The following is a 25,208-nucleotide window of genomic DNA, read 5'->3' on the forward strand; positions in this document are numbered from 1 at the left end:
GTCCTATGGAGAGGCCGACTGCGCACCCCAAGCCACCCACAAATGCTGACAATGACCCACCCGATGGAAACAAGCACACCCTTACACTATCCAACAGGGGGAGCCGCCAGGCCGGCCCCATCCCCTTGCCGGACGTCACAAGGGATAAGCTAGAGCGGCATCCGGCCTTTGTTTCCTGGCCGGGTAAAACGGCTGCCGCGTGGCGCTGGAACAGCGGGCGGAGCAAGTCCTGCGGAGCCCCCGGAGGCTTTTCGCGAGCCTCGCTGCTCCCCAGCCTGCATTCCCTTTCGTGACGCACCCTCTGAGACGCAGCATCACGCACAGGAGCGACCTCAATGAGCAAAACCACTCCGGAAAGTGCTTCGATCGACAGCGACGTTGACGCCTTTCGTCAACGCATGATTGACAACCTTTGGCACACCCACGGCCAGGCCATTCAGACGGCCGACCGGCACGATGCCTACATGACGCTGTGTTACACCGTCCGCGATCACTTGATCGATCGCTGGCGCAAAACGGTCGAAGCCCAGTACAGCTCCAACCCCAAATTCGTCTGCTACCTGTCGGCGGAATACCTTCTCGGAAAGCAACTTCCTCAGAACCTGCTGTACACCGGCACCACCGAAGTGGCCCGCCAGGCGCTCACGCCCTACGGGTTGGACTTGGACGATTTGATGCAGTTCGATGTGGAGCCGGGACTGGGCAACGGAGGACTGGGACGTTTGGCCGCTTGCTTTCTGGACTCGTTGGCCACGTTGGACATGCCCGCCATCGGCTATGGGATCCGCTATGAGTTCGGCATCTTCCGACAAACGTTTCGAGACGGCTGGCAAGTCGAGCAGCCCGATGAATGGCTGCTGCACGGGAACCCTTGGGAGTTTCCTCAACCGGCCGACATGGTGGAGGTCGGGTTTGGAGGCCACGTCCAGCCGTACACGGACAACGAGGGACACGAACGTCGTCGATGGATTTGCAAAGAAAAGGTTCTCGGCGAACCCTGCACCACGTTGGTCCCCGGATACGGGACGCAAACCGTCAACATCTTGCGATTGTGGCGAGCCCGCGCCACCGAGGAATTTGATTTTCGGCTCTTCGACGAAGGCGACTACGCGCGGGCCATGGAGCAGAAGATCTATTCGGAGAACATCAGCAAGGTGCTGTATCCGAATGACGGGACGCCGGAGGGGCGTCAACTGCGTTTGCGGCAACAGTACTTCTTTGTTTCCTGTTCGCTGCGGGACATCATCCGGCTGTACCGGCTGAAAAACGCGTCCTGGGACCAATTCTCGGACAAAGCCGCAATCCAATTGAATGACACCCACCCGGTCGTGGCCATCCCCGAATTGATGCGACTGTTGTTGGATGAACATCTCCTGGAATGGGATCAAGCCTGGGAGATCACGCGCAAGACCTTTGCCTACACCTGCCACACGTTGCTGCCCGAAGCATTGGAGACCTGGCCGTTGGAGCTATTCGGCAGCTTGCTTCCGCGCCACCTGGAAATCATTTACGAAATCAACCATCGATTCTTGAGCCAGGTGCGTCAGCGGTTCCCGGGCGATGAAGGCCGGGTGCGACGCATGTCGATCATCGGCGAAGGACCTCCGCGTCAGATCCGGATGGCCAACCTGGCCAGCGTTGGAAGCCATGCCATCAACGGCGTCGCGGAACTGCAATCCCGCCTGCTTCGCGAGCGGACTTTGCGCGACTTCGCGGACCTGTGGCCGGACAAGTTTCAGAACAAGACCAACGGGGTCACCCCGCGCCGCTTCCTGCGGATGGCCAATCCTCAACTGTCCGAATTGATCGACGCGACCATCGGCGAAGGCTGGCTGCGTGATTTGGAACAGCTCAAAGGAATCGAACCGATGGCGGACTCGGCGGACTTCCGAGCCCAGTGGCGCGTGATCAAACAAGCCAACAAGCACCGGTTGAGCGAGGTGTTGCAAACGACGACCGGCTTCTCTGCCGATCCGGATTCGATCTTCGACGTGATGGTCAAACGTCTGCATGAATACAAACGACAATTGCTGAAAGCCCTGCACATCATCACCTTGTTCCACCGAATCAAATCGAACCTTGGTGCCGATGTCCCTCCGCAGACGTTCATCTTCGGCGCCAAGGCTGCGCCGGGTTATTGGATGGCCAAATTGATCATCAAGTTGATCAACAGCCTGGCAGAGACGATTAACCGTGATCCGGACGTGCGCGACCAGTTGCGCGTCCTGTTCGTGCCCAATTTCAATGTCTCGCTGGCGGAAAGGATTTATCCCGCGGCCGACCTTTCCGAACAGATCTCAATGGCCGGTAAAGAAGCTTCTGGAACAGGCAACATGAAGTTCGCACTCAACGGCGCCGTGACCGTCGGCACGCTGGACGGGGCGAACATCGAAATCCGTGAGCGGGTTGGCGAAGACAACTTCTTCCTGTTCGGACTGACCGCCGACGAAGTCTTGGACCTGAAGGAACGCGGCTACCGACCACGAAATTATGTCGAATCGGATCCGGAACTCAGCCAAGTCATTCATCTGATTGCCGACGGACGATTCTCCGGGGGAGACCGAGAACTGTTCCAACCCATTGTCGACTCGTTGCTGGACCACGATGAGTACCTGGTGCTGGCCGACTACCGTGCCTACGTCGACTGCTGCGAACGAGCCTGCCAGGCTTATTTGGATCCGGATCGATGGACCCGGATGTCGATTCTGAACACCGCCCGCTGTGGCTTCTTCTCCTCGGACCGCGTCATTGGCCAATACTGCGAAGACATCTGGAACCTGAAACCCGTCATCCCGAAGTGATCCCGCTTCGTCTCCGACGGAGGAGCCCCGCGACGACGCGGGGAGGGCACGTCCGGCGCCGTTGATCTCAGCGGGTTCTATCAGCTGACAGCGCCGCTTTGCGTGAGCCGCGGGTTTTCTCGCACCAACCGGCGGCTAGCGCCTTGCCGCTCATTGCACTGCAATTCACGGTGTTTTTGATTGAAAGTGACGCAGCCTTTGACCCTCCCGAAGTCCGACTGTGCCTGACACCGGATTGTCAGGCACTGCAAGCCCGCTGGCCATGCCCACTGTCGAGCAATCAGCGCATTCGATGCCGAAGATTTGGCAACCCGCTAGAATCAAGTGGACTCCGCGATCCAGGCTGCCCTTGCCGCCAACGCCAAAACCCTTCCTTCATGACCTTGCCCAGAATGCTTGATCTTCGCCACAAGCCCTTGCTCGCGACGCTGGTCGGTTGCTGGACCGCGGCCCTGTCACTCAGCTTGTTGCCCGGCCGGATCGTGGCGGCGCCACCGCTGAACGTCGAGCACTCGGTGAACTACGTCGGTTCTCAGAAGTGCGTGGAATGCCATCGCGACCAGTATCAGACCTACCTGGAAACCACGCATAGCCGATCGATGGAAAGTGTGGATCCGGACAAGGAGGTCGCACCCGCTTCTTTCGAACACAAACTGTCGGGCAACCTGTACGAAGTCCTTCGCCGGGACGGCCAGCTGATCCATCGTGAGATCATCCGCGGAATCAACGGGCAACGGCTGGCTGAAACCGACCACCCGATCGTGTACACCATCGGCTCCGGCGACCATGGCAAAAGCTACGTGTACCAATCGGGACCGTTCTTCGGGCAGTCGCCGTTGTCGTGGTATGAGAAGACCGAAACCTGGGCCATGTCACCCGGTTATGACTTGCCCTATCACCCCGGGTTCGGCCGCAAGTTGAATTCCGAATGCTTCTTCTGCCACGTCGGCAATATCGACCGGAAGCAAGGCAACCCAAACGTTTTCTCGGTCCTGGAGGAAACGATCGGCTGCGAACGTTGTCACGGACCCGGCGAAATGCACCTGCAAAAACATCGCGGTGCGACGGTCGCCGCGGGGCCCGACGAGACGATCGCCAACCCCGGACGGCTTCCCCGCGAGCTTTCCGAAGCGATCTGCCAGCAATGCCATCTGCAAGCCGCCGGCAAATCGGTGCGGGCCGGAAAGGACGAATGGGATTACCGTCCCGGATTGCCCCTGACGGATTTTCGCATCGACTACCAATACCGCCTGGGCGATGACACGATGCGTGTCGTTGGCCACGTCGAACAGCTGCATCAAAGCGAATGCTACAAGCAAACCGAAACGCTGACGTGCATCACCTGCCACGATCCGCACCACACACCCAGCCCTGAAGATGCTGCCCAGCACTACCGCTCCATTTGTCTGAACTGCCACCAGGAAGACTCCTGCGGAAAGCCACACGCGGAGCGGATGCAGCAGGCGAATAACGATTGCTCGATCTGCCACATGCCGGCAAAGGACACGGAAGTCCCGCACACTGCATTTCGGCACCACCGAATCGGCATCCATACGGAATCCGCCGACGACTCGGTTGCGATCGCCGGACTGACACCGGTCCTCGATACCTCCGCGCTGACCAACATTGAATCGGCTCGCTGCCAGGCGTTGGCAAAGTTCCAAGTTGCCCAGGCCGAACCGGACAATGCCAGTTTCGCGGACTACGGAATCGAAGCCGCCGGGACGTTGATTCAGATCAAGAACGCGGATGCCTCCGACCCCGATGCGGACACGATCCTGGCGTTGCTTGCTCGCAGCCAGGGCCAACCCAAAATCGCCCAGGACCTTGCCACCGGCGTGGTTGACGAAGAGCTCAAACCGACCCGTGCCAGAATCGAGTCACTGCGACTGCTGGCTCAATTGGCCTACAACCGAGGGGACTTCAACGAGTCGGTGGAGCGTTACCGACAACTCATCAGCCTGCAGCAAGAACCGCACGACTATTTCCAGCTGGGCATCGGCGAGCAAAACAGGGGCAATTCTGAAAAGGCGATCGAGGCATTGCAGACGGCCGTCGATCTGCAACCCACGCTGGTCAACGCGCACCGGGCACTCAGCACCATTTTCCAATCGCTAGGCCGCGACACCGACGCGGCCCGCCACCAGTCGCTAGCGGAGCAACACGCCGCACGCCTGCAACAACTGTGGGAGAGCCGGTAGACCCGGAAAGTCAAACTTTATCCTCCCGCTTGCGGGAGGGTGAAGTGATGCGCTGACTTGAAACTGCTCTTGTAGAAAATCAATGGCACAAAGTCGAACCTCATCGAATTCCAGAGTGATCAACTCGCGTGACCGAAGGCGGCGAAGCACTAAGTCAGAAGGTCTGCTTTGGAGCATTCTTCGATCCAAGCAGCTATGTGTTCTGAAGTTCCGACGTGAACATCCCGTCGGTCCGTTCATTGTCGACTTCGCCTGTGTGTCGAGAATGCTTGTCGTGGAGGTCGATGGCGGATACCACGACCAGACAATCGAAGCCGATCGTGAACGACAAGAGTTGATTGAACAATCCGGATGGCAGATCATCCGCTTTACAGATAGAGAAGTTGAAGACAATGCCGAAGCTGTCGCACGTGCCATCGCAAATCACATGGGGATTCAATACGAATTTAACCCAAGATCTCGAAGGGGTTCGGGGAACAAAAGTGGTTGCTCCAATCCGCGTCAAAAGTGATGGATCGACACCAGTGCAAACGACCCAGAACAAACTTCACCCTCCCGCTTGCGGGAGGGTCGGAGCCGAGGCACGAGGCTCCGTGGAGGGCAGAATCGGAAGCGATGTTGAAACTCATGAGTTGGCGACAACCCTCCCCGCGTCGTCGCAAGCTCCTCCGCGACCCTCCCGCAAGCGGGAGGGTGAAGTGACGGGATAACAAGACCGGAGCCCGCTACCGCTGGAAAACTTCTTCCTGTTGCTCAACCAACAGGACCTGGCAATCGATCGGCACGTCCCGGAACGTTTGCTCCCTGCCACTGGGCCAGTTGACGACCAGCTTGTCGATCTGCGTCAGGTCGCCCAACCCGAATGCGACCACGGGTTCGTTGCGGCACAAGTAGCCGTCGCCTCCCACGATCCAGTTCGTCCAAACCTTGCCGTCGCCGTGCACCTGCACCTTGGCGCCAATGGCATCACGCTCTGACTGGGCACCAACCAACTGCACCTTCAACCAATGATGGGGAGTCTCGGTTCGATTCAAGACCAAGGCCGTTGGCGCGCCGAGGTGCGTGATCAGCAAATCCGAACGGCCGTCACGGTTGAAATCCAAGCGGGCCATCCCGCGTCCCAAGTACTTTCCGTCCCAATACCCGCTGCTGTCTTGGACGTCCGCCAGGCGAAACTCTGTCCCCACGTTGGCAAACAATTGCGGTGACTGTTCCAGAGGTTCCCCCGGGGCCTTTTCGATGTTTCCGTTGGTGACCGCCAGGTCGGGCCGCCCGTCCAGGTTGTAGTCGATCGCCTGGCATCCGAATCCCAGCACATCGGAGCTGGCACGGAACAGATTGTATTGAACACAACGGTCTTCAAACGTGCCGCCGCGGTTGATGAACAGGCTGACGGGTTCCTGGTAGAAGTTCGCGATGTGAATGTCCATCGTGCCGGAAGCGTCAAAGTCGGCAACCGCAATGCCCATCGATGCCGTCGAGGTGCCGCCATGTCCGAAGGCGCATCCGGTGAGCGCCGCGGTATCCACCCATTCGCTGTCGGCCGATCGGACCCACAGGTGGTTGGGCCGAATGTCGTTGCCGACAAAGATGTCATTGCCTGGCTTTCCATCCCAATCCGCGATCACCACTCCCAAGCCGGTACTGGGCGCACCGTCGGCTTGACTGACCAACTCGGTCGTCCAACCGCCCTGGCCGTCATTGATCGAAATGCGATCCGTCCCGGGATTGAAGGACCCGGGCGAAACTGTTTCGATCTCTCCTTGCTCATTGACCGGCGGTCGATCCAGCATCGCCCGATCTTCGACGTAGTACAGTGACAACAGATCGGGCAACGAATCCCCGGACAGATCCGCCAGCGCGACGGAACTGATCAAATCACGGGATTCCGGATCGGCATCAAACTCCTTGCGACGAAAGGTTCCGTCACCGTTGTTGATCAACAAGACCTTGTTCCCGATGTTGCCGACGACCAGATCGGCAAACCCGTCTTGGTTCCAATCCCCCGCCGTCACACCAATGGAATACCGGGTGTCACCGGTTCCGGACGGACCGGTCGTGTCCACCACCGCAACGCCGTCTCCCCGATAAAGCAGATTGGATTGTTCCGCGATCAACTCCGGAGGATCGCCTCCGCCCTGCGCCAGGTAGAAATCCAAACAGCCGTCCAAGTCATAATCCAGGACGGCAACGCCTCCGCCCAACGACTGGTACAGGGCAAATCGGTACGGCTGTGGCTGGCTGGCGACATGATAGGTGTGATTGAGTCCGATCTTGGCGGCCACATTCTCGAAGGTTGGCTTCGCCAGGGAATTCACATCCACCACGACGGGGCTTTGCCGGGGATCACCCACCGGCTCTGGCACGTCCAATTCCGGCATCGGGTAGCGGGACAGATCCAGCCCGCACAGACGTTCGCTTTGTGACGGAAACGCCCGATCAGATTGCAACAGCTTGGCGCGCTTCGAGTTCAGCTCGGCAACCTTGTCTTCGCCCGCCTGACGATAAAAGGCTTCAAAGAGTTGCCAAGTCACCGCCTCCAGCGGACGTCCCAATGCTTCCAACCCTTCGCTGAGCGTCGCAAAGGAATCCAGGTCCGGCGAATCGGACTGTCCGATCTGGTTGCTGGCCAACGTCACGTCTCGCAGCGCGACGTAACGGTCCATCCAGCGTTCCGCCTTCTCGGTCTCGCCCAGCGCCGTCAACGCCTGGTTGATTCGTCGCATCGATGCCAGGTCGGTCGGATCGCGCGAGAGTGATTCGCCCAAGGCCCGGACCGCCTGTTCAAACCGTCGCTCACCCAACAGGTACGCACCGACGGCGGCCCAATACTCGGAATACTCCCGCACGGAATCGTCCGCGTTGGACAGCCACCAACGGAACTGTTCCATGTTCTGCGCCTCAATCGCCAGCAAGCCGTAGAACGCCATGATCGACGGGGGGATGTCATCGGAAGCTACCGCGGGCTCGAGGACTTCCAATGCTTCGTTGAACCGACTGGCGGTGTACAACATCCTTGCTTCGGCGGCCGGACCGATCGGAAAGTACTGTCGCCCTTCTCCCTGCGGCTGGTTGGGATCGGTGAAGATGGCATGCCCCAGAATCATCAATGCGTGCAATTCGTCCTGCTGCACGTCGCCCAGTCGACACAGGGTTTGAATGTGGTCGGCAGCTTCGTGACGCCGACCCTGGCGGTTGTACAAGTAGGCAAGTTGCCGATGGGCAACGGCCGCCTGGGGAACCCGCTGCAGCACTTTCAGGTACCGTCGTTCCGCATCGTCAAAACGTCCCAACTGCATGCACCAATCCGCCGCTTGCCCCAAAGCTGGCAATCCCGCTTCGGGATGATCCTCGGGGATCGATTCCAACAACGCGACGGCCTCGTCCAGTTCTCCCTGGGCAGCTTTTGCATTGGCCAGCCGGAACAAAACCTCCACGTCCTCCGGATCGGCCAGCAGGATCCGCTGCAATACCGCGGCAGCCTGAACATGCTTCCCAGAAGAGCTCAGGTCGTCCGCCTTGGCAATCTGGTCCTGGCGGTTGAATTCAACCGGCTCCGGAGCGACGGCCTGCTCGGCCGAATCACGTTCGACGCTTCCAGCTTTCTCAACGCCCGGCTGGACGGACGACTGATCGCCGGACCCTCGCGGCGTGCCGCGATCGCATCCGGTCGCCAGCAAGAGTGCAAGCGTGGTGGCAAAGGCGGTGAAACAAAGCTTCATCAAGACCGATGGCGAACAGGTGGTGAAGGTGGCAGTCCGGCGGAGACTTACCCGAGAACAGAATTGTATCGGTTCGTTACGCGGTTCGGATCGCGGATGAATCAAACCGGGGATGGTTGTCGATGGTCGGCAACAACCTTTACCGCTCCCGCTTGCGGGAGGGTCGGAGGCGAGGCACGAGCCTTTGGGGAGGGTGTCTTCAAGAATCCGCTGAAATCAATCGCGCCGGACGTGCCCTCCCCGCGTCGTCGCAAGCTCCTCCGCGACCCTCCCGGAGGGAGGGTGAAGCAAAGCTGCACGACTTCCAAACGGGAGGGTGAAGCAAGACGCTGAACTCCGTCCGCCGCCGGTCACTACGCATCATGGGCCAACCAGGGTCGGCGGCCCACAAAAAAAGCGGGCGTGATCTTTCGACCACGCCCGCCAGATTCAGTCAAGGAAACAGGAACCGGATTACTGGTTCAACGCTTCTTCGATCGTTTCCTTGGATGCCTTGGTACCCAGGGCCCCCCAAAGACCGTAAGGACTTTCCCGACCGGCACCACCGTTCGTTCCGCGACCGTCGCCGTTGTCCCGGCCGTACGGCACGTGATTCTGGTCGCCGGATTCGATCGAGTCGGTAATGAACGTCACCGCACCATCGCCCATCAGGATGTGGGCACCACCTTGGTGGAAGCTGGATGCACAGTACGCACCACTCCGTCCGTGCCAACGCTGGATGTTGTAGCTGTTGGGCGGAGTGATCGTTTGGAACGTACTGAATTCAGGCCGACCATCCGACCAACGACGTCCACGACCGTGGTTCGGGTTGGACTCGTAGCAAGGCTTCGGGTCACACGTACTCAAACCACCAGTTGACGTGTTGGTGTTGATGTACGACGGACGCTCGGGATCCAGATACTGCTTCCAGTTGGATGGAGGCAGATCCCAAACGGCGTTGTCGGCAGCCATTTCGGTACCGGCCGCACGCAGCGTGTTGTCGTTGACGATGTTCTCGCCACACATGATTGTGTTCGAGAGGCCGTCGGTGATGTCACGGAACTTGGTGAAGTGACGTGCGCGGAAGACACCGCGTGCCCAACGTGCCGTCGCTTCCTCACCCCAGCTTCCGTCCGTCTGCGAACGACCCTGATCGTCGAATCCACCGTGAGCCTGTTCGAAGATCGCGTCCCCGGCACAAGCTGAGTAGTTGGTGAAGGCGACCCGGTTGAAGGTCGGCTCGGTGCCGTCGCTGGGACAGCGATACATCGGCACTTGCGTCAACCAAGGCTGATAGTCTTCGTGCCACGGATTGGGTCCCATCGGCGGGAAGATCGGCTGACCAGCCGACGTCCGCGTGGTGCCGTCGCGTTTCAGGTCCAGGGGATTGGAAATCTGTTCCCACAAACCCTGCTGCTCCATGAACGGCAGGCTGCCCACCGTCCAGCTGAGCCAAAAGTAGTTGCTGAGGTCGCCGTTGCCGGTGCAGTCTTTCGTACCGCCGGCATTCATCGGCAGGTTCTTGTAGGCCGAGTGGTAGTTGTGCAATGCCAACCCGATCTGCTTGAAGTTATTGCTGCACGACATCCGCCGGGCCGCTTCACGCGCCGCTTGGACCGCTGGCAATAACAGGCCGACAAGAATACCAATGATGGCAATCACGACTAGCAACTCGACGAGGGTAAAACCCTCTCGACGAGGTGTAGAACGTCTCATCTGACACTCCAAAAAAAAAGGAAAAGGAAAACCGCTTGCGCGGCAACGTAGTAGGGTAACCCCTAATGAACGGTAACTGCCCGTAAAAACCGCCTAGACGACAAAAATTCGGCCGATAACACTCGCTGGGAGTACCAGAAGTATCGGCGCCGGTCAATCGAACCAGCCATCTAATCCAGATCCACCGAACGACCGCCCCCCCCTCACAAAGGGGAGCTCGATCGATCCATACTTGCCTATCGCTCTCCGCCACCCGTCCACCCGGGGGAACCGGAATGGCTTTCTGGGTGAGTGACGGCTTTGCAATCGTCACTTTCAGGCTGGCTGATCTCGAGATCGCTACCCAGGATCAACGACGCCCAAGATCCTTGGCGAAGTCAAATCGCCCGCGACATCCTGCGCTGACGATCTAGCACTCCAATGCCCCGAGACTTAAACCGACGGAAAAACGTCAAACGAACCGAACGAAAATTTGACAAGAAGCGAAAAGAAGACGTGGCCCCGAGGAGCAAATGCTCACTCCGCCTCAAACCACCCGTCAGTTTCCTTCTTGACGCATCCGCTGATTCTGCTTGTTGTACTCTTCCATGTAATTCTCAGCCTCGGCTTCTTCCTCGGCGGTCATCGGGGCCGCTTGAGACGAGTCGTAAGTGGCTTCGCCACCGCTACCGCCGCAACCGGGCAGAGCAGCAAAGACAGCCAGAGCGGCAAACGCAGACGGTAAAATGAAACGTCGCTTCATCAATAAGCTCCAAAAGGATAAATGCTGGACGAGAAAACCGTTTGCCCCTAATCGGGCAATCGGACGCCTAGGAAGGGCTTAAGCAGCCGATTTTCATCCATTAAATTGGCATCGTCAACAAGTTGGGGGGGCGACCGACGGTTTTGTTGAGACAAAACAAATTTTTGTCGGGCCGAAACCTGCGGTCATTGAGTCCCTTATTCTTTTCATTGATTTTGATGTCCAAACCCAACCCCTCAGCTCCGATCGGATCACGGATTGGGGCGTTGTTGTTGGGCCTGTCGCTCTGCGGGGTCGGCTGTGACCGCGACGATTCAACCGGCGGATACCCGCGTTCGCGGGACGACCGGCCGAGCGTCTCCGTACCACCGACAACGGAATCCGACGAGGCTGAGCACGCTGCGAACGCGGCAACCGATCACCTGAGCCAAGCCGTTGCCGCGTTCCGACGCGGTGATTGGTCAACCGCCGAAGCGGCCCTCCGCCGCCATCTGCTGGCCCGCCCCGGTGACGCCGCCGCGCTCGAACTTGCCGGCGATCTGGCGTCCCGCCAGGGAGATGCCGCGAAAGCGGCGGCGATGTATCAAGCCGCGCTGGATGCCCAAGCCAGCCTGCCGGCCGAACGCCGGCAAAGCCTGATGGAAAAGCACGCCACGCACCTGATGGCCGACGGCCGCGCGTTGGACAGCTTGGCGGCCCTGCAACAGCAGGTCGCCCAATATCCCAACGATCCCGAAGGCCGGACGGATTTGATCGGCTTGGCGGCGGTGCTGGGTGTCGTCGACGCGGCCCTGCCTTCGATGCGTTGGCTGGTCCAACACGGTCGTGGCGATCCAGACACGCTGCTGGTGCTCGCGCAACCACGCAGCGCCCAACCCGATGGCGAATTCTGTCGCAAACTGCTGCGGATTCGGCCCGACGATCTCCGTCCGACCTACGGGTTGGCGCGATTGGACGCCCTGAAATTGGATTGGCAACAGGTTGCCAAGCAGTTGCGCCCCGTCGTCGCCCAGCACCCGAACTTCCTTCCCGCTTACACGCTGCTGGGCCAAGCGTTGGTGGAATTGAATCGGAGTGAAGAGTTCCAGGAGTGGCGAGAACAGGCTCCGACCGAGGCAGCCTCGGATCCCGATTACTGGCGCGTCGCGGGTTGGTGGGCGCAACAACAAAACGATCATGATTCGGCCGCCCGCGCCTTCTGGGAAGCGTTCCGACGTGACAATGCGGTCGACCTGGAAACGCTCTCCGGATTGTCACTGAGCTTGCAGCAGATCGGGCGCGGGGACGATGCCGAAGCGATCTCCGATTCGATTCGCAGAAGCGCCGCACTCCGCAACGCGCTCAAGACGCATCTGGAACGCAAAGAGCGTTCTCAATCCGCGGCCATGAGCGTTGCCGACGCGATGAACGACTTGGGACGACTGTGGGAAGCCGTCAGTTGGGCGCGATTCGCCGCCACGCTGCCCGAGGATCGCCTGGCCGACCTGCGAGATCGCTACATGGCGCTGCATAAAAAACTGAATGCCCAGACGCCTTGGCAAATCGACGATGCAAAGCTCGCCTCGCTGGAACTCGGTGACCTGCCGGAGTATCGCTGGAGCGACGGCGACTCCCTGAAAGCTCCCCGGCGCCAAGTCAGCTCCGGAAACATCGTCTTCGCAGATCAGGCGATCCAGCGAGGATTGATCCACACCTGCGAAGTTGCCCCGGAAGCCGAGACGGAAGGTCACTGGATCTACCAAAGCGTTGGCGGTGGTATCGGTGTGATCGATTATGACTTGGACGGCTGGCCCGACGTCGCCGCGGCGATGTTGGATGGCACGCCCCTCCAGGAGGATTCTTCCCCCAATCGTCTGTTTCGCAACCGGGACGGACAGTTCACCGAATCGGGGCCGGCTGCGGGCTATGTCGACACCGGTTTTGGACAGGGGATCGCCGTGGGCGATTTCAACAACGACGGTTTTCCGGACCTGCTGGATGCCAACATCGGTTCCAATCGGCTGTATCAAAACAACGGCGACGGCACCTTCACCGAAGTCACCCAGTCGGCCGGTTTGTCCGGCGCGGTCTGGACGTCTTCGGCGGTGATTGCGGATATCGACGGAGACGGCAACGCCGATCTGTTCGAGGCAGATTACTGCGCTGGCACGGCGCCTTATGAACAACGGTGCGAAACCGGCAGGAAGAAAACGGGCACCTGCCCTCCGCTGAAGTTTGATGCCGAACTCGATCGCGTCTGGCGGGGCCGCGGCGATGGGACCTTTGCCGACGCCTCCGCAGAATGGATGCAACAGGCTTCGCCTGGGCGAGGCTTGGGGGTGGTTGCCGGCAACTTCGATGAGCGCCCCGGCTTGGATCTGTACGTGGCCAACGACATGACCGTCAATCACCTCTGGTCGGCCGATGCCCGAGTGGACGGGCAGGCGGACGAACTGGTGGATGGACCGGCGGACGGTTTCCGGTTGGTGGACCTGGGAGCGATCCGCGGACTGGGGTTCAGCGGTCAATCGATGTCGCAAGCGTCGATGGGCATCGCCGCCGGAGACCCCGACCGGGACGGCGATGTCGACTTTTTCCTGACCCACTTTGCCGATGATCACAACACTTTCTACGAACAAACCGGCCCCGGAGTCTGGAGCGACCGGACGTACCAGACCGGTCTGTCCGCCCCGTCGATCAAGTTGCTGGGTTTTGGCACCGCGTTCTGCGATTTTGACAACAACGTGCTGTTGGAATTGATCATTGCCAACGGCCACGTGGACGACGTGGACCGGGACGGGATCACCTACCGCATGCGACCCCAGTTGTTTCAACAGGCCGGCGATGGCCGCTGGAACGAAGCCGATCGCGAATCGCTCGGGCAGTATTTTGATGGCGATCACCTGGGACGCGCCCTGGTGACGATTGACGTCAACCGAGACGGACGATCCGACGTCGCCGTCACGCACCTGTACGAACCGGTTGCTCTGCTGGTCAACCAAACACCCGACGTGGGCGGATCGGTCCAATTAACGCTCAAGTCCACCGCGGGACATCGTGACGCCATCGGTGCCAGCGTCCGTGCCCAAGTCGGTTCAACGTCCACGTTCGCCCCGCTGACCGCCGGAGACGGGTACATGTGCAGCGACCAACGCGTTCTGAAAATTGGAACGTTTGATCAGGATCAGCTACAGCACGTCACGGTCCGTTGGGCGTCGGGGCACGAAGAAGATTTCGGCACGCTTCAAGCCGGCAAGGAGTACCTGTTGGTTGAAGGAGCGGGGCAAGCACATGAGTATTGAACAGGAAATATTTCACCTTCCCGCTCGCCCCACACGGAGGTCGCTCAGTTTGTTTCACCCTCCCGCTTAGCCCGCTCGGAGGTTGTACAGTTTGGTTTTCACCCTCCCGCTTGGAGGTCGTGCAGCTTTTAATCACCCTCCCTCCGGGAGGGTCGCGGAGGAGCCCCGCGACGACGCGGGGAGGGTTGTCCGGCCCGATTGATTTCAGTGGGTTCACGAACACACCCTCCCCAAAGGCTCGTGCCTCGCCTTTGACCCTCCCGGAGGGAGGGTCAATTTCAGAAAAGCATGCTTTTTCCTGGCTCGGAAAGCTGCACGACCTCCTTGCGGGAGGGTGAAGTGACTTTGGTAGCCGAAAAACTCGGCATTTAAATTAAGGCCACATCGACTCGGCAACACTTTCTTTTCAATCACCAGGATCGATGAGCGCAACAAATGATCCGATACGCCTTTCTTGGCGCCACGCTGATCGGCTTGACCGCCGGCTGTGGACGCGAGGATTCCGACGCAACCGCGGAAGCCCTGCTGCGTCGCAAACGCCAACGGGAATCCGCCGAATTGGTCCGCCCCCAGACCATCGACCAACAAATCCAGACGGCTGAAAGCTACCTGGCCGATGACAATCTGGTGGCCGCCCGGCAGTCGATCACGGGGCTGCAGGGACAGCATCCCGACGACCCCCGCGTGATCTTGCTGGCTGCCCGGATCCAAGCGGCGGCCGGTCAAACGCAGCAGGCCGTTGACACGCTGGCCCCCTTGGAACGTTCCGACGACACCGATCTGCAGCAGCAGGCGTTGTGGACCGCGGGCCAATGGCTGATCGATGCCCAGCAGTACGACGCAGCGCGTCAAAAACTGGATGAACTGCTGCATCGAATCGTCGCCGACCGCTCGTTGACGCACGACCAGCGCGTTGAGGCGGTCGTCCCCGTTCACCGCAAACTGGCTTCGCTCTTGAACAACCAGGGACGGCGGATCGAAGCGGGCATGCACCTGCGCGCCCTGGCTTGGATGGATCGGATCAGCGAAAAGGAATTGTTCGCGATGATCACTTACAGCGATCCGTTCATCGATCTGTCGATCCCCAAGCCCGTCTTTGGGAATCGGTTGCCGCCCGCGGCGCTGGCCGAGGCCAAACGACTCCGGGCCGACGGAGACGTTCAACAGGCCGCAAGCTTAACCGAGCGATTGGCCCAAGCCCACCCGGACTCGACGGCCATCGCTGCCTTCCTGGGTCGCGTGTACTCCGACCTGCAAGACCAGCAGCAGCTCGATCGGTGGCGGCGTGATCTCCCAACGGGTATCGAACGCGAACCGGAATACTGGCACGCGTTGGGTCTGTTGATGCAACGTCGGCAACAACACGATTCCGCGGTGAGATGTTTTGCCGAGTGTGTTCGTCGGGATCCCACGGATCGATTCGCCTATGCGGCAATGGCCGGTTCGCTGCGATCGGTCGGCGATGAAGCGGCTGCCCAATGCGCCGAGGAAAGGGTGCAGTGGCTCTCGGAAATCGCCGACATCGCCAAGCAGATCGGCCGCGAACCCGGAACTCCCCAACAGCTCCGTCGGATGGCCGACCTGCTGACATCACTCGACCGCCCACTCGAAGCCGCCGGTTGGCGACGGCTCGCCGGCGATACCTCCGAACCGCCGCCTGCCATCGATCCGACGGGGCCACCGGGGCCGACCGGATCGGTAGCGAAACCGGAACCAAATCTGGCGGCAAGCAAAGCGTTCGACGCGACCTTGGACGATCCCTGGGACCCGTCGACGCCACTCCAGCAGTGGCAGCAATTGGTGACCTGCGGGATCGACCTGGACCGCTACCCGCTGCCAACTCCACCGACGAATCAACCGTCCGCTGACGCGCCCCAACCTGCCGATCTAGCCAGCGAAGGACCGCCGTTGGATCTCTGTGACGTTGCCGATGCCGTCGGTCTGAACTTTCAATACGACAACGGTGACGACCCCAGCGATGACAAGATCCTGATCCACCAATTGACCGGCGGCGGCATCGGTGTCATCGACTTTGACCTGGACGGCTGGCCGGACCTGTACCTGACCCAGGGCGGCGGCGATGCCTTTGTCGCTGACGGTTCTGACCCGAATCGACTGTTCCGCAACCTTGCCGGCACACACTTTGACAGTGTCGAAGCCAGCTCGCAAACCGATGATCGCGGCTACGGCCAAGGGGTTGCCGTCGCGGATCTCAACCAGGACGGTTTCCCCGATCTTGTCGTCGCCAACGTGGGACCGAATCTGATCCTCTTCAATCAAGGCGATGGGACCTTCGTGCGGCAAGAACTGAAGGGGATTGCCAGCCAGGGTGATTGGACCACCTCGCTCGCCGCAGGTGATCTGTCCGGTGACGGGCTGCCGGAAGTCGTCGCAATCAACTACATCGATGATCCCACGGCGCTGGATCATCCCTGCACTCGGGAATCCGCCTACTGCAATCCGGCACGGTTTCGCGCCGCGGCCGATCAAGTTTGGCAGGTCGCCACCGACGGAACGCTTCACTCTTGGGATGGTTGTCGTGGCATGCCCGACATGCCCAGCTTCGGATTCGGTGTGGTGTTGACCAACCTGGACGACTCGGCGGGCAATGACCTGTACATCACCAACGACACTCGCGCCAACCATTTTTGGCGCAGTCGCCCCGACGAAGCTTCGGGAGAGTATCGGTTGAGCGAAAATGCGTTGATCTCCGGATGCGGCGTGGGGCCGGCCGGCGCACCCCAGGGAAGCATGGGAATCGCTTGCAGCGACTTCGACGGCAACGGCACGCCGGATCTGTACATCACCAACTTTTGGAACGAACCGTCGGATTGCTATCTGCAACAAACCGCGGGTCTGTTTGTCCCCGCAAGTCGAACCCAAGGCGCCTACGAGGTCAGCCGCAAAACGGTGGGATGGGGCACGGTCGCCGCCGATTTTGATCATGACGGCTGGGCAGACCTTGCCGTTCTCAATGGGCACGTCCAGGACAACCGCCATCGTGGCCAGCCCTACGCGATGCAGCCCCAACGGATGCGCGGCAGTGCGGCCGGCTTTCACCCCCTGGAGCCGCAAAGCGATGACGACGCGTACTGGTCCACGCCTCGCCAGGGCCGAACGTTGGCGGCGTTGGATTACAACCGCGACGGCAAAGTGGATCTGGTCGCGAATCATTTGGATTCCCCGGCCGCGCTGCTGGAGAACCGGACGCGGTCGGGCCATTGGGTCCGCTTGGAATTGGTGGGCGTGGTCGGCGAACGGGATGCGGTCGGAGCGGTCGCCCGCATCGAAGCGGCGGGTCATCAATGGACCACGCGTGTTACCGGCGGTGACGGATTTCTGTGCCGTCATGAATCCGTGCTGAATGTCGGAGTCGGCGACGCAACCCTCATCGACTCGCTGGAGATCACTTGGCCGTCCGGACAGCGGCAAACGTTTTCCCAGTTGCCGGCCGATGGGCAGTACTTGATTGTCGAGGGTCAACCAACGGCCGAACCACGTCCACAGCCTGAGTAGAGTGCTTGATCGCTTGGTGTTGCACGCGTCGTTCAAACCCAGACGGAGGCTGTCGCGCCTTCGGGGCTGGCGGTGGTGGTGGACTCTGACCGGTGGGCAAGCCCACCGGCAGGGAGCTTTCGGCCCTCCGGGCCTGTGATGGCCCCAGTCCCGGAGGGACGACAGACCAATGCCGGCGGGCTTGCCCGCCGGATAGCGACCTCCGCACTCCCCCAGTCCCGAAGGGACGACAGCCTAAGGCCGAGCGACCAGCGTTCCTGAGTTCTCGATCGCCAGGTAGCGGCGGTCAATGTCGACGTCGACAAACTGCTGCACACTGCCGCTGGGCCAATGCACCTGGATCTGGTCGATCACCTTGGTCTGCCCCAACCCGATGTGCACCACGGCTTCGTTCGTGCACGCCAAGCCATCGCCACCGGTCACCCATCCGGTCCACTGCTGCCCCTCGGAACGGACGCGAACTTCCGCGCCGATCGCGTCGCGTTCACTGGTCACACCGATCAGTTCCAGCTGGACCCAATGCTGGGCCTCCGAGCGATTCTGCAACAAGGCGATCGGCTGATCCAAGTGGCTGGCCACCAGGTCCATTCGCCCATCCCGATTGAAATCACCTTGGGCAAGCGTTCGTCCCAGCGCCTCGGTTTGCCAAAACGGACCGGCCGCGGCCGCATCCTGCAAGACGAACGCCCCCGCCTTGCCTCGAAACAATTGCGGCTTCATTTGAAACGGCAAACCGTCGGGCCTGGCGTCGTAAACATGACCATTCAACACCGCCAGATCCAGCCAACCGTCGTTGTCAAAATCCGCGGCTTGGGTGCCAAAGCCCAACACGCCAAACGACGGTTCCACCAACTGGTAGGCATCCGCCTGGTCGGAGAAAAACCCGGACTCCGTCTGTTTGAACAGATTGACCGGTTCATCACGAAAATTGGTGACGTGCAAGTCCAAGGTCCCGTCGCGGTCGAAATCTCCCGCGGCGATGCCCATGCAAGCCTGGCTGTTGCCGTCGCGGCCGACGCTGCAGCCGCGGATCCCCGCCGATTCGACCAATGTGTACGTCGAACCGGACGAATCACGGCCGGACTGGCTGGTCCAGTAGTGGTTCAGGTCTCCATCGTTGGAAACAAAAAAGTCATTGCCATTCTGGCGATCAAAGTTGGCAATCACCGTCCCAAATCCCAACTTCGGTGCTTCGGTCAGCGGGCCTGTCATTGCCTGCCACACTTCGAAGCGGCCGTCCGGCAAGCCACGTAGAATTCGGTCGGCGGCTTGATTGAAACGTTGGGGCTGACAGAGCAAATGATCATCCTCGCAGCGAACTTTGTACGCCTCGGGGTCATCGATGTAGTTGATTTCGATGATTTCCGGCAAGTGATCGCCGGTCACATCCGCGACCGCTATCGATGAAGTCCATTCGGGGCGGACATCCGAGATCAAATGCTCGGCCGCGGAGAACGTTCCGTCGCCTTGGTTCAAGTAAACCCGGTTGATGCCAATGTTGCCGACCAACAAGTCGGGGAAGCCATCCTGATTGACATCGCCAGCGCACACTCCCTGGCAGTAGCCCCGGTCACCCGCCATGGAAGCCTGGGTGGTTTCGACAAATGAGTCACGGTCCAACCCGCGAAACAATTGATTCGGTTCCGAACCATCGGAATCATTCGGAACGCCGCCGGACTGCGCGACATACAAATCGCTGACACCATCCAGGTCATAGTCGATCACGGCCAGACCGCCACCGTTGATCTGGTAGGCGTACATGGCTCCGCCGCCGGTGTAGCCACCTTGAAAGCGGGTGCGGATTCCCGAGGCCGCGGCGACGTCCTCAAACCGCAGGCCTTCGCGGATCTCCGGTGCAGAAGGGACTTGTCGCGCCAGAGCCACATCCAATTCCGGCAGCGGCCACGAAGCGAGATCAAAGCCCAGCATTTTCCGGAGTCGCGCCTCCGCGATTCGTTCCTTCGCGGCGCCTTGCTCCCATGCGGTTATCATGGCGGCTCGACGGTTCAATTCGGGAATCTGCTGTTGAAGCTGGCCCGACATCTGCGCGGCGTACATCCACCACGCCGCCGACTCCCAAGGACGCGTCAACTCCTGCAGCGTGTTGGAGATCCAGCGAGCTTGTTCCGGGTCGGCGTCCTTGGCAATCCGAAAAATCTTGTCCAAATCGGCCAGCGTCTTGCGAAGCTCGGCCGCCCGATCCTGGCCGTCCAGCGATTCCAACGATCCGATCATCTCTCGTAGCGACTGGCGGTCGGTCGGATCGCGGCGCAGGGCTTCCCCGTAGGCCCGCACCGCTTCGCGATGTCGCTCCTGGTGCGCCATCCATCGCCCCACCGCATTCCAGTACTCCGGCTGCTCTTCGATTCCCTCGGGCAACTGATCAATCGATTCGGCGAACGTGTCGAACTGTCCGCGTTCGACTAGCAGTCGACTGCGAAACGCGGCCGCCGAGGTGCTGTCGGGAAACTTTTGGGTCAGCTGCTGCAAACGATCAAGAATCTGCTGCCAATCCCCCTTCGCGACTTCGTAGCTGTGGCGGGCCTTCCCGAGTGAGAACAGGGTCAATTGGGACGCGTCGACGATTTGATCAAAGGACGCCAGTGCGAAGGGACCGCGAAGGTCAATCAAACTCAGAATCTCGTTCGGCCGAATCGCTCTCAACCGGATCAACTCGCGAATGTGTTCGCTGGCCTCCAGACGGCGCCCCTGCGCGTTCAACAATTCCGCCAGCGATCGATGGACCTGGACGTCGTCCGGCATCAGCTCAACGGCGCGCCTCAAACTTTTCTCCGCCGCTGCGTAGTCGCCGCATCGCAAATACCAGTCGAAGGCGCGCAACAGCACCGCGGCCGGATCAAATTCTCCGGTCTCCGCCAAAGACTCCGCAATCGCGGCCGCCTCGCAGTTCTGCCCCATCTGATCGTGCAGCGCCATGGCAAGTTGGGATGCCCGCAAATCTTGCGGCGATTCAATCAAGATCGCCTGAACGACCGACAACGCCTCGCGATAATTGCCCCGCTGTTGCAATTGCAGGGCGGTCTGAAATTTCGACGGCGTGTCATTTTCCGACGTTGACTCGGCCGTCACCGGTTTTGCCAAGTCCTCTGACGGGCGACTTCGATCACATCCGGCAAACAGAATCCCGATGCAAAGCAGAATTGCCGGCACCCATCCGCGCGAAACTGCGGGCCGCGAAGGTGCGTCGAGTGGCCTGCCAATCTCGGGCGGGCAGTGCGTGATTCTCATCGGGCAGCATCCATGCGGAACGGCTCGCCCGCCCCTTCGATCAACAACACATCGTGTCCCGAATCGGTCGCACCAAACCGTTCGGTCCAACCACTCGGCCAGCGCACCGTCAGCTGGTCGATCCGATCGACGAAACCGACGCCGAAACTGACGCAGCGTTCATTGGAACACTGGAATCCGTCCCCGGCCAACAGCTGGCCTTCCAACCGGCGATCGCCAATCTGCAAGCTCACTTCGGCACCAATGGCATCGCGGTGCGACCTGGTCGCTTTCAAAAAGAATCGACTCCGCCGACATTCCGTTTCGGTCTCGTTGCTCAACAGACTGACCGGTTCAAACAGGTGCGTGATCAACAGATCGGTCCTGCCGTCGCGATCGGCGTCCCAGGTAACAACCGCTCTGGCCAAATGCTGACGGGCGAAGTACTCCCCCAACTGCCCACCGGTGAGCTCGTTCCAGCGACCATCCGGCCCCCGGTCAAACAGTTGCACCGGTTGACGGAAAAAACGGTCCTTGTGGGTAAAGTCATCGATATCGCCGTTGGCCACCACCAGCTCGGGACTGCCATCATTTTGGAGATCCACCCACTGGGTCCCATACCCCAGCATCCGCTGTGACGGCGCGGCCAGCCCGACACGACGCGATCGATCCGCCCACGTGCCCTGGCCGACCTGTTCGTAGAACGTGTTGTGATCACCCGAGAAATGGGACAACAAAAAATCCACGTCTCCGTCCTGGTCAGCGTCGCCGGCCGCGATTCCCATCGAAGCCTGCGACAGCGAGCGTTCATTGACGGCCAACCCGCGGAGCATGGCTTGTTCGGAAAATCGCCAGGCATCCGATTCGGCGTCCCGTGACCAGTAATGATTTGCGGTCATGTCGTTGGCGACATACACATCCAAACTCCCTTGCTTGTCCAACTGCCCGACCACCAGACCGAATCCACGCCCCGGTTGATGCTCACCCAGCCATTGGGAAGTGGCGTCGACGAACGTGCCATCCCCTTGCCCACGCCACACCCGATCGGGTTCCGCATCGAATGCCAGCGGATTGCAGGAACGCGGTTGCCCGACTTCGGGATCCATGCATTGCTGGTGGTAGGGCGCCTCGCCGCCGCAGTAACTGACTTGGAACAGATCGGCGTGACCGTCATCATCCAAGTCCACCAACGCGGACGACGTCGTCCATTCTTTCCCCGAAAGCCCGGCCTGGTCGGTGACATCCCGGAACGTCCCGTCACCGTTGTTTCGATAGAGTCGATTCGTCCCGATGTTTGCCACCAACAGATCCGGGAACCCGTCGGCATTGTAATCTCCCACCGTGACGCCCTGGGCGAACCCCTGGTCACCAACGTCCGCAAGACCGGTCTGGCGCACGAACCGCTCGTCGAGGTTTCGATACAGCTCATTGGCGCTGGAGTCCGATGCGCGCGGTTGACCGTCCATTTCGGTCAGGTAGAGATCGGGCCATCCGTCCAGGTCGTAGTCAATCACACCGGCGCCGCCGGCGCCGGACTGGTAAATCGCCAGCCCCGCCTGATCGCCGCTGACCTTCCCGATGCGGCAGACGTGATCCAAGTTTCTTTCGGCGGCTCGGTCGACCAGCTGAATCCGTTGCCCGCACGCCGCAATCATGCCTGGTCGGTGACCTTCCTCCGCTGGCAATTCAGTGTCACGGGAAAGATCCGACAGATCCAGATTGGCCGCGACCAATTGCTCTTCCGACTGCCAGGGTGTCCGCCCCGTCAAAGTCGACCGAACGCGTTTGTAAACTTCGTCCAGTCGCGGATCTTTGTTTTGCGTCATGCGAAATGCCGCTTGCAGGCACGCCGTTGCTTCCCACTTTCGTCCCAAGTCCTCCAGTGCGAGCGCAACGTCGACTGCGGCCGACTGCGAATTGTTCCGCCAGGACAAAAGCGAATCGACCGCTTCGCGAAGGGACGTGATGTTGCTGGCCCGCTTGGCCGCCAAACGGGAATCCTCGCTGCGTCCAAGCTCCGCCAGCGTCGCGGCCAAATGCGCCAAAGCCTCCCCGTCGTTTTCATTCAGCTCGACCGCCCGCCAGTAGGCCCGCGCGGCCGCAGAGAGGTCGTTGCGATGTTCCGCCCGTGAGCCGAGCGCCATCCAATACTGTGGCTCATCTTCCACTTCCCGGGGGATGCCTTCCATCCAACGCTCCACCGCATCCCAATCGCCCGTTTCGACCAACGCTCGACCGAGCAGCCCCTGCGCCGGTGTGAAATCGGGATGGCGATCGACCACCGATGCCAGGTCATCGACCACCTCATTCCATTTTCCGTGATAAGCCGGAAGACACGCCAAGGAGTACTTCGGTCGCAGATCGTCCGGAGAGTGCTCCAGCGCATACTCGCACGTCGTATTCACCGTCTGGGGGCGTCGGAGATCGGAGAGGATCACCAGCAGCCCGATGTTGCCGTGGCCGTGTTGAATCAGCCACTTCAGGTGGGGCGCACTCTGCCGTTGCAGCGCCAACGCACAGAACAGCCCCACCAGCTTTTCTCGAAGCTGGGCATCTTCCGGAGACGCGTCGACGGCCTTTCGTAGCGACTGCAACGCCTCAAACGGCCGCCCGACATTCATGTACTGCTGCCCCAACCGGTCCAACAACTCCGAGGACGGTTGGTCGGCACCGGCGATCGAGCGTTCGTAAAACTCGATCGCCCGCGCGGACTTGCCAAAATGCTCCGCAATCTGACCCCCGATTTCCAACGCGTCGGCATGGTTCGGGTCTTCCGCCAACAGAGACTGAACCACCTGCCCGGCCTGAGCATACTGTCCCCGCGACATCTGCAGCCGGGCAGTGGTCACCAGGTCCTCCGGATCCAGACGTTGCCCCGGCGAAGCGGTTTCGGACCAGCCGGCCCGATCGTGAACACCGTCACGAACGCGATCGGAAGACGGTTCGACGCGGCCACAACCGATTTCGGCCACGGCCACCATCACGAGGAACCAGCCACAAACTCGACTCACAAGTCAACCGCGCTCCGTTGAAACGTGAAGATTCAGAAACCGACACCACCCGGTCGATGCGTACGGTAGTTTAAAGCACCGCAAGCACCAATGTCGGAATCGAGCCCTCCGTTACGCATCAAGCGCGACAAATAACCGTCTCTCGAAGCCCGGAGGGCGTGCAGCTTTGCTTCACCCTCCCTCCGGGAGGGTCGCGGAGGAGCTTGCGACGACGCGGGGAGGGCTGTCCGGCGCCATGGATTTCCGCTGGTGCTTTAAGACACCCTCCCCAAAGGCTCGTGCCTCGCCTTTGACCCTCCCGGAGGGAGGGTGAATTTCAGAAACGCACCTCTTTTTCTCGCTCGGAGAGCGGCACACGTTTGACCGAATCTTGGGTGCCATGGCAAAAAATCTCCCAGTTTAGCGGTTTCTCCACCACCCGCACCGCGCCAGCGGTTACACCAAGGGGTAGGTGACCACGCGAGATCCTCTGCAATCACCGGCGCTTTGGAACGTCGTCGAGAGTCGATTTCCTGGGCCCGGTTTGCCGACAGGATGCTCATCGCCTCCTGCTTCCATTTCCCCACAATGGACGGCGTCACAATGGCAATCCCTCTCCAACGACGGGCCCATCAGGCCGGATACACCTTCAGCCATTCCCAATCGGCGGTGGAGCCGTTCCTCGCCCGCGCGGAATTTCCGCAGGCCTGCTACTGGCTGGCGACGGATGGCCAGCCGCGATTTCGTCGCATCGAGTGGCTCCGCCGCGGGGCTCAAAACACGGGCGGAGACTGGACGCGGGACTTTGAGCCGCCCGACGACCTCTCGATCTTTAAACTGCTCCATCCGTTGATCGCCTTGGGCGTGATGGCCGCCTCAGCGACGTGGCTGGTCTGGACGCTAGTCCACTCCGGCACCGGCTTGATGCCACAGTGGACGGACCTGTCGCCGACGGAAGTCAACCAGGTTCTGATCGGCCGCCGCTGAACCAAACCGTCCGACGGTTTGATGTACGATGGAAAGCCCACGTTG

At 60.4% G+C, this 25,208-nt stretch carries 11 protein-coding genes; 6 read left to right on the top strand and 5 right to left on the bottom strand.

From position 1 onward, the window contains the following. Positions 1-335: 335 nt before the first annotated feature. The 3 genes from FYK55_RS16825 to FYK55_RS16835 all read left to right on the top strand — a co-directional run bounded on the left by FYK55_RS16825 (position 336) and on the right by FYK55_RS16835 (position 5,513). Entirely contained in the window at positions 336-2,801 is a 2,466-nt protein-coding gene (locus FYK55_RS16825) for a glycogen/starch/alpha-glucan phosphorylase (protein ID WP_150077592.1), read from the top strand. A gap of 377 nt (positions 2,802-3,178) precedes the next feature. Continuing rightward, the gene (locus tag FYK55_RS16830) at positions 3,179-5,002 is read left to right on the top strand and encodes a multiheme c-type cytochrome (RefSeq protein ID WP_150077593.1); all 1,824 of its coding nucleotides are present in this window, start codon (positions 3,179-3,181) and stop codon (positions 5,000-5,002) included. Positions 5,003-5,117: 115 nt separating this feature from the next. Next, positions 5,118-5,513: an endonuclease domain-containing protein gene (locus FYK55_RS16835; protein ID WP_235908758.1), complete on the top strand. Its 396-nt coding sequence runs from the start codon at positions 5,118-5,120 to the stop codon at positions 5,511-5,513. Between the two features lie 214 nt (positions 5,514-5,727). On the opposite strand, the gene FYK55_RS16840 is transcribed toward FYK55_RS16835, so the two are convergent. From FYK55_RS16840 to FYK55_RS16850, 3 genes are all read right to left on the bottom strand, one after another. Beyond that, positions 5,728-8,724, bottom strand: coding sequence for a tetratricopeptide repeat protein (locus FYK55_RS16840; protein WP_150077595.1), 2,997 nt, complete (start codon positions 8,722-8,724; stop codon positions 5,728-5,730). 453 nt (positions 8,725-9,177) lie between these two features. Continuing rightward, positions 9,178-10,419, bottom strand: coding sequence for a DUF1559 domain-containing protein (locus FYK55_RS16845; protein ID WP_150077596.1), 1,242 nt, complete (start codon positions 10,417-10,419; stop codon positions 9,178-9,180). A gap of 538 nt (positions 10,420-10,957) precedes the next feature. Then, positions 10,958-11,161, bottom strand: a complete 204-nt coding sequence (locus FYK55_RS16850; protein WP_150077597.1) for a hypothetical protein — start codon at positions 11,159-11,161, stop codon at positions 10,958-10,960. Positions 11,162-11,379: 218 nt separating this feature from the next. On the opposite strand from FYK55_RS16850, the gene FYK55_RS16855 reads away from it, so the two are divergent. Beyond that, entirely contained in the window at positions 11,380-14,442 is a 3,063-nt protein-coding gene (locus FYK55_RS16855; protein ID WP_150077598.1) for an FG-GAP-like repeat-containing protein, read from the top strand. 435 nt (positions 14,443-14,877) lie between these two features. Then, entirely contained in the window at positions 14,878-17,958 is a 3,081-nt protein-coding gene (locus FYK55_RS16860; protein WP_150077599.1) for an FG-GAP-like repeat-containing protein, read from the top strand. Between the two features lie 234 nt (positions 17,959-18,192). On the opposite strand, the gene FYK55_RS16865 is transcribed toward FYK55_RS16860, so the two are convergent. Both FYK55_RS16865 and FYK55_RS16870 read right to left on the bottom strand, forming a co-directional pair. Further along, positions 18,193-21,207, bottom strand: coding sequence for an FG-GAP-like repeat-containing protein (locus tag FYK55_RS16865; protein ID WP_150077600.1), 3,015 nt, complete (start codon positions 21,205-21,207; stop codon positions 18,193-18,195). Beyond that, the gene (locus FYK55_RS16870; RefSeq protein WP_150077601.1) at positions 21,204-24,197 is read right to left on the bottom strand and encodes an FG-GAP-like repeat-containing protein; all 2,994 of its coding nucleotides are present in this window, start codon (positions 24,195-24,197) and stop codon (positions 21,204-21,206) included. The genes FYK55_RS16865 and FYK55_RS16870 overlap by 4 nt, the downstream gene beginning before the upstream one ends. Positions 24,198-24,779: 582 nt before the next feature. On the opposite strand from FYK55_RS16870, the gene FYK55_RS16875 reads away from it, so the two are divergent. Further along, a complete protein-coding gene (locus tag FYK55_RS16875; RefSeq protein ID WP_150077602.1) occupies positions 24,780-25,163 on the top strand; it encodes a hypothetical protein in 384 nt (127 codons plus the stop codon). Positions 25,164-25,208 lie beyond the last annotated feature (45 nt).

Source organism: Roseiconus nitratireducens (assembly GCF_008629675.1).
Lineage (GTDB): Bacteria > Planctomycetota > Planctomycetia > Pirellulales > Pirellulaceae > Stieleria > Stieleria nitratireducens.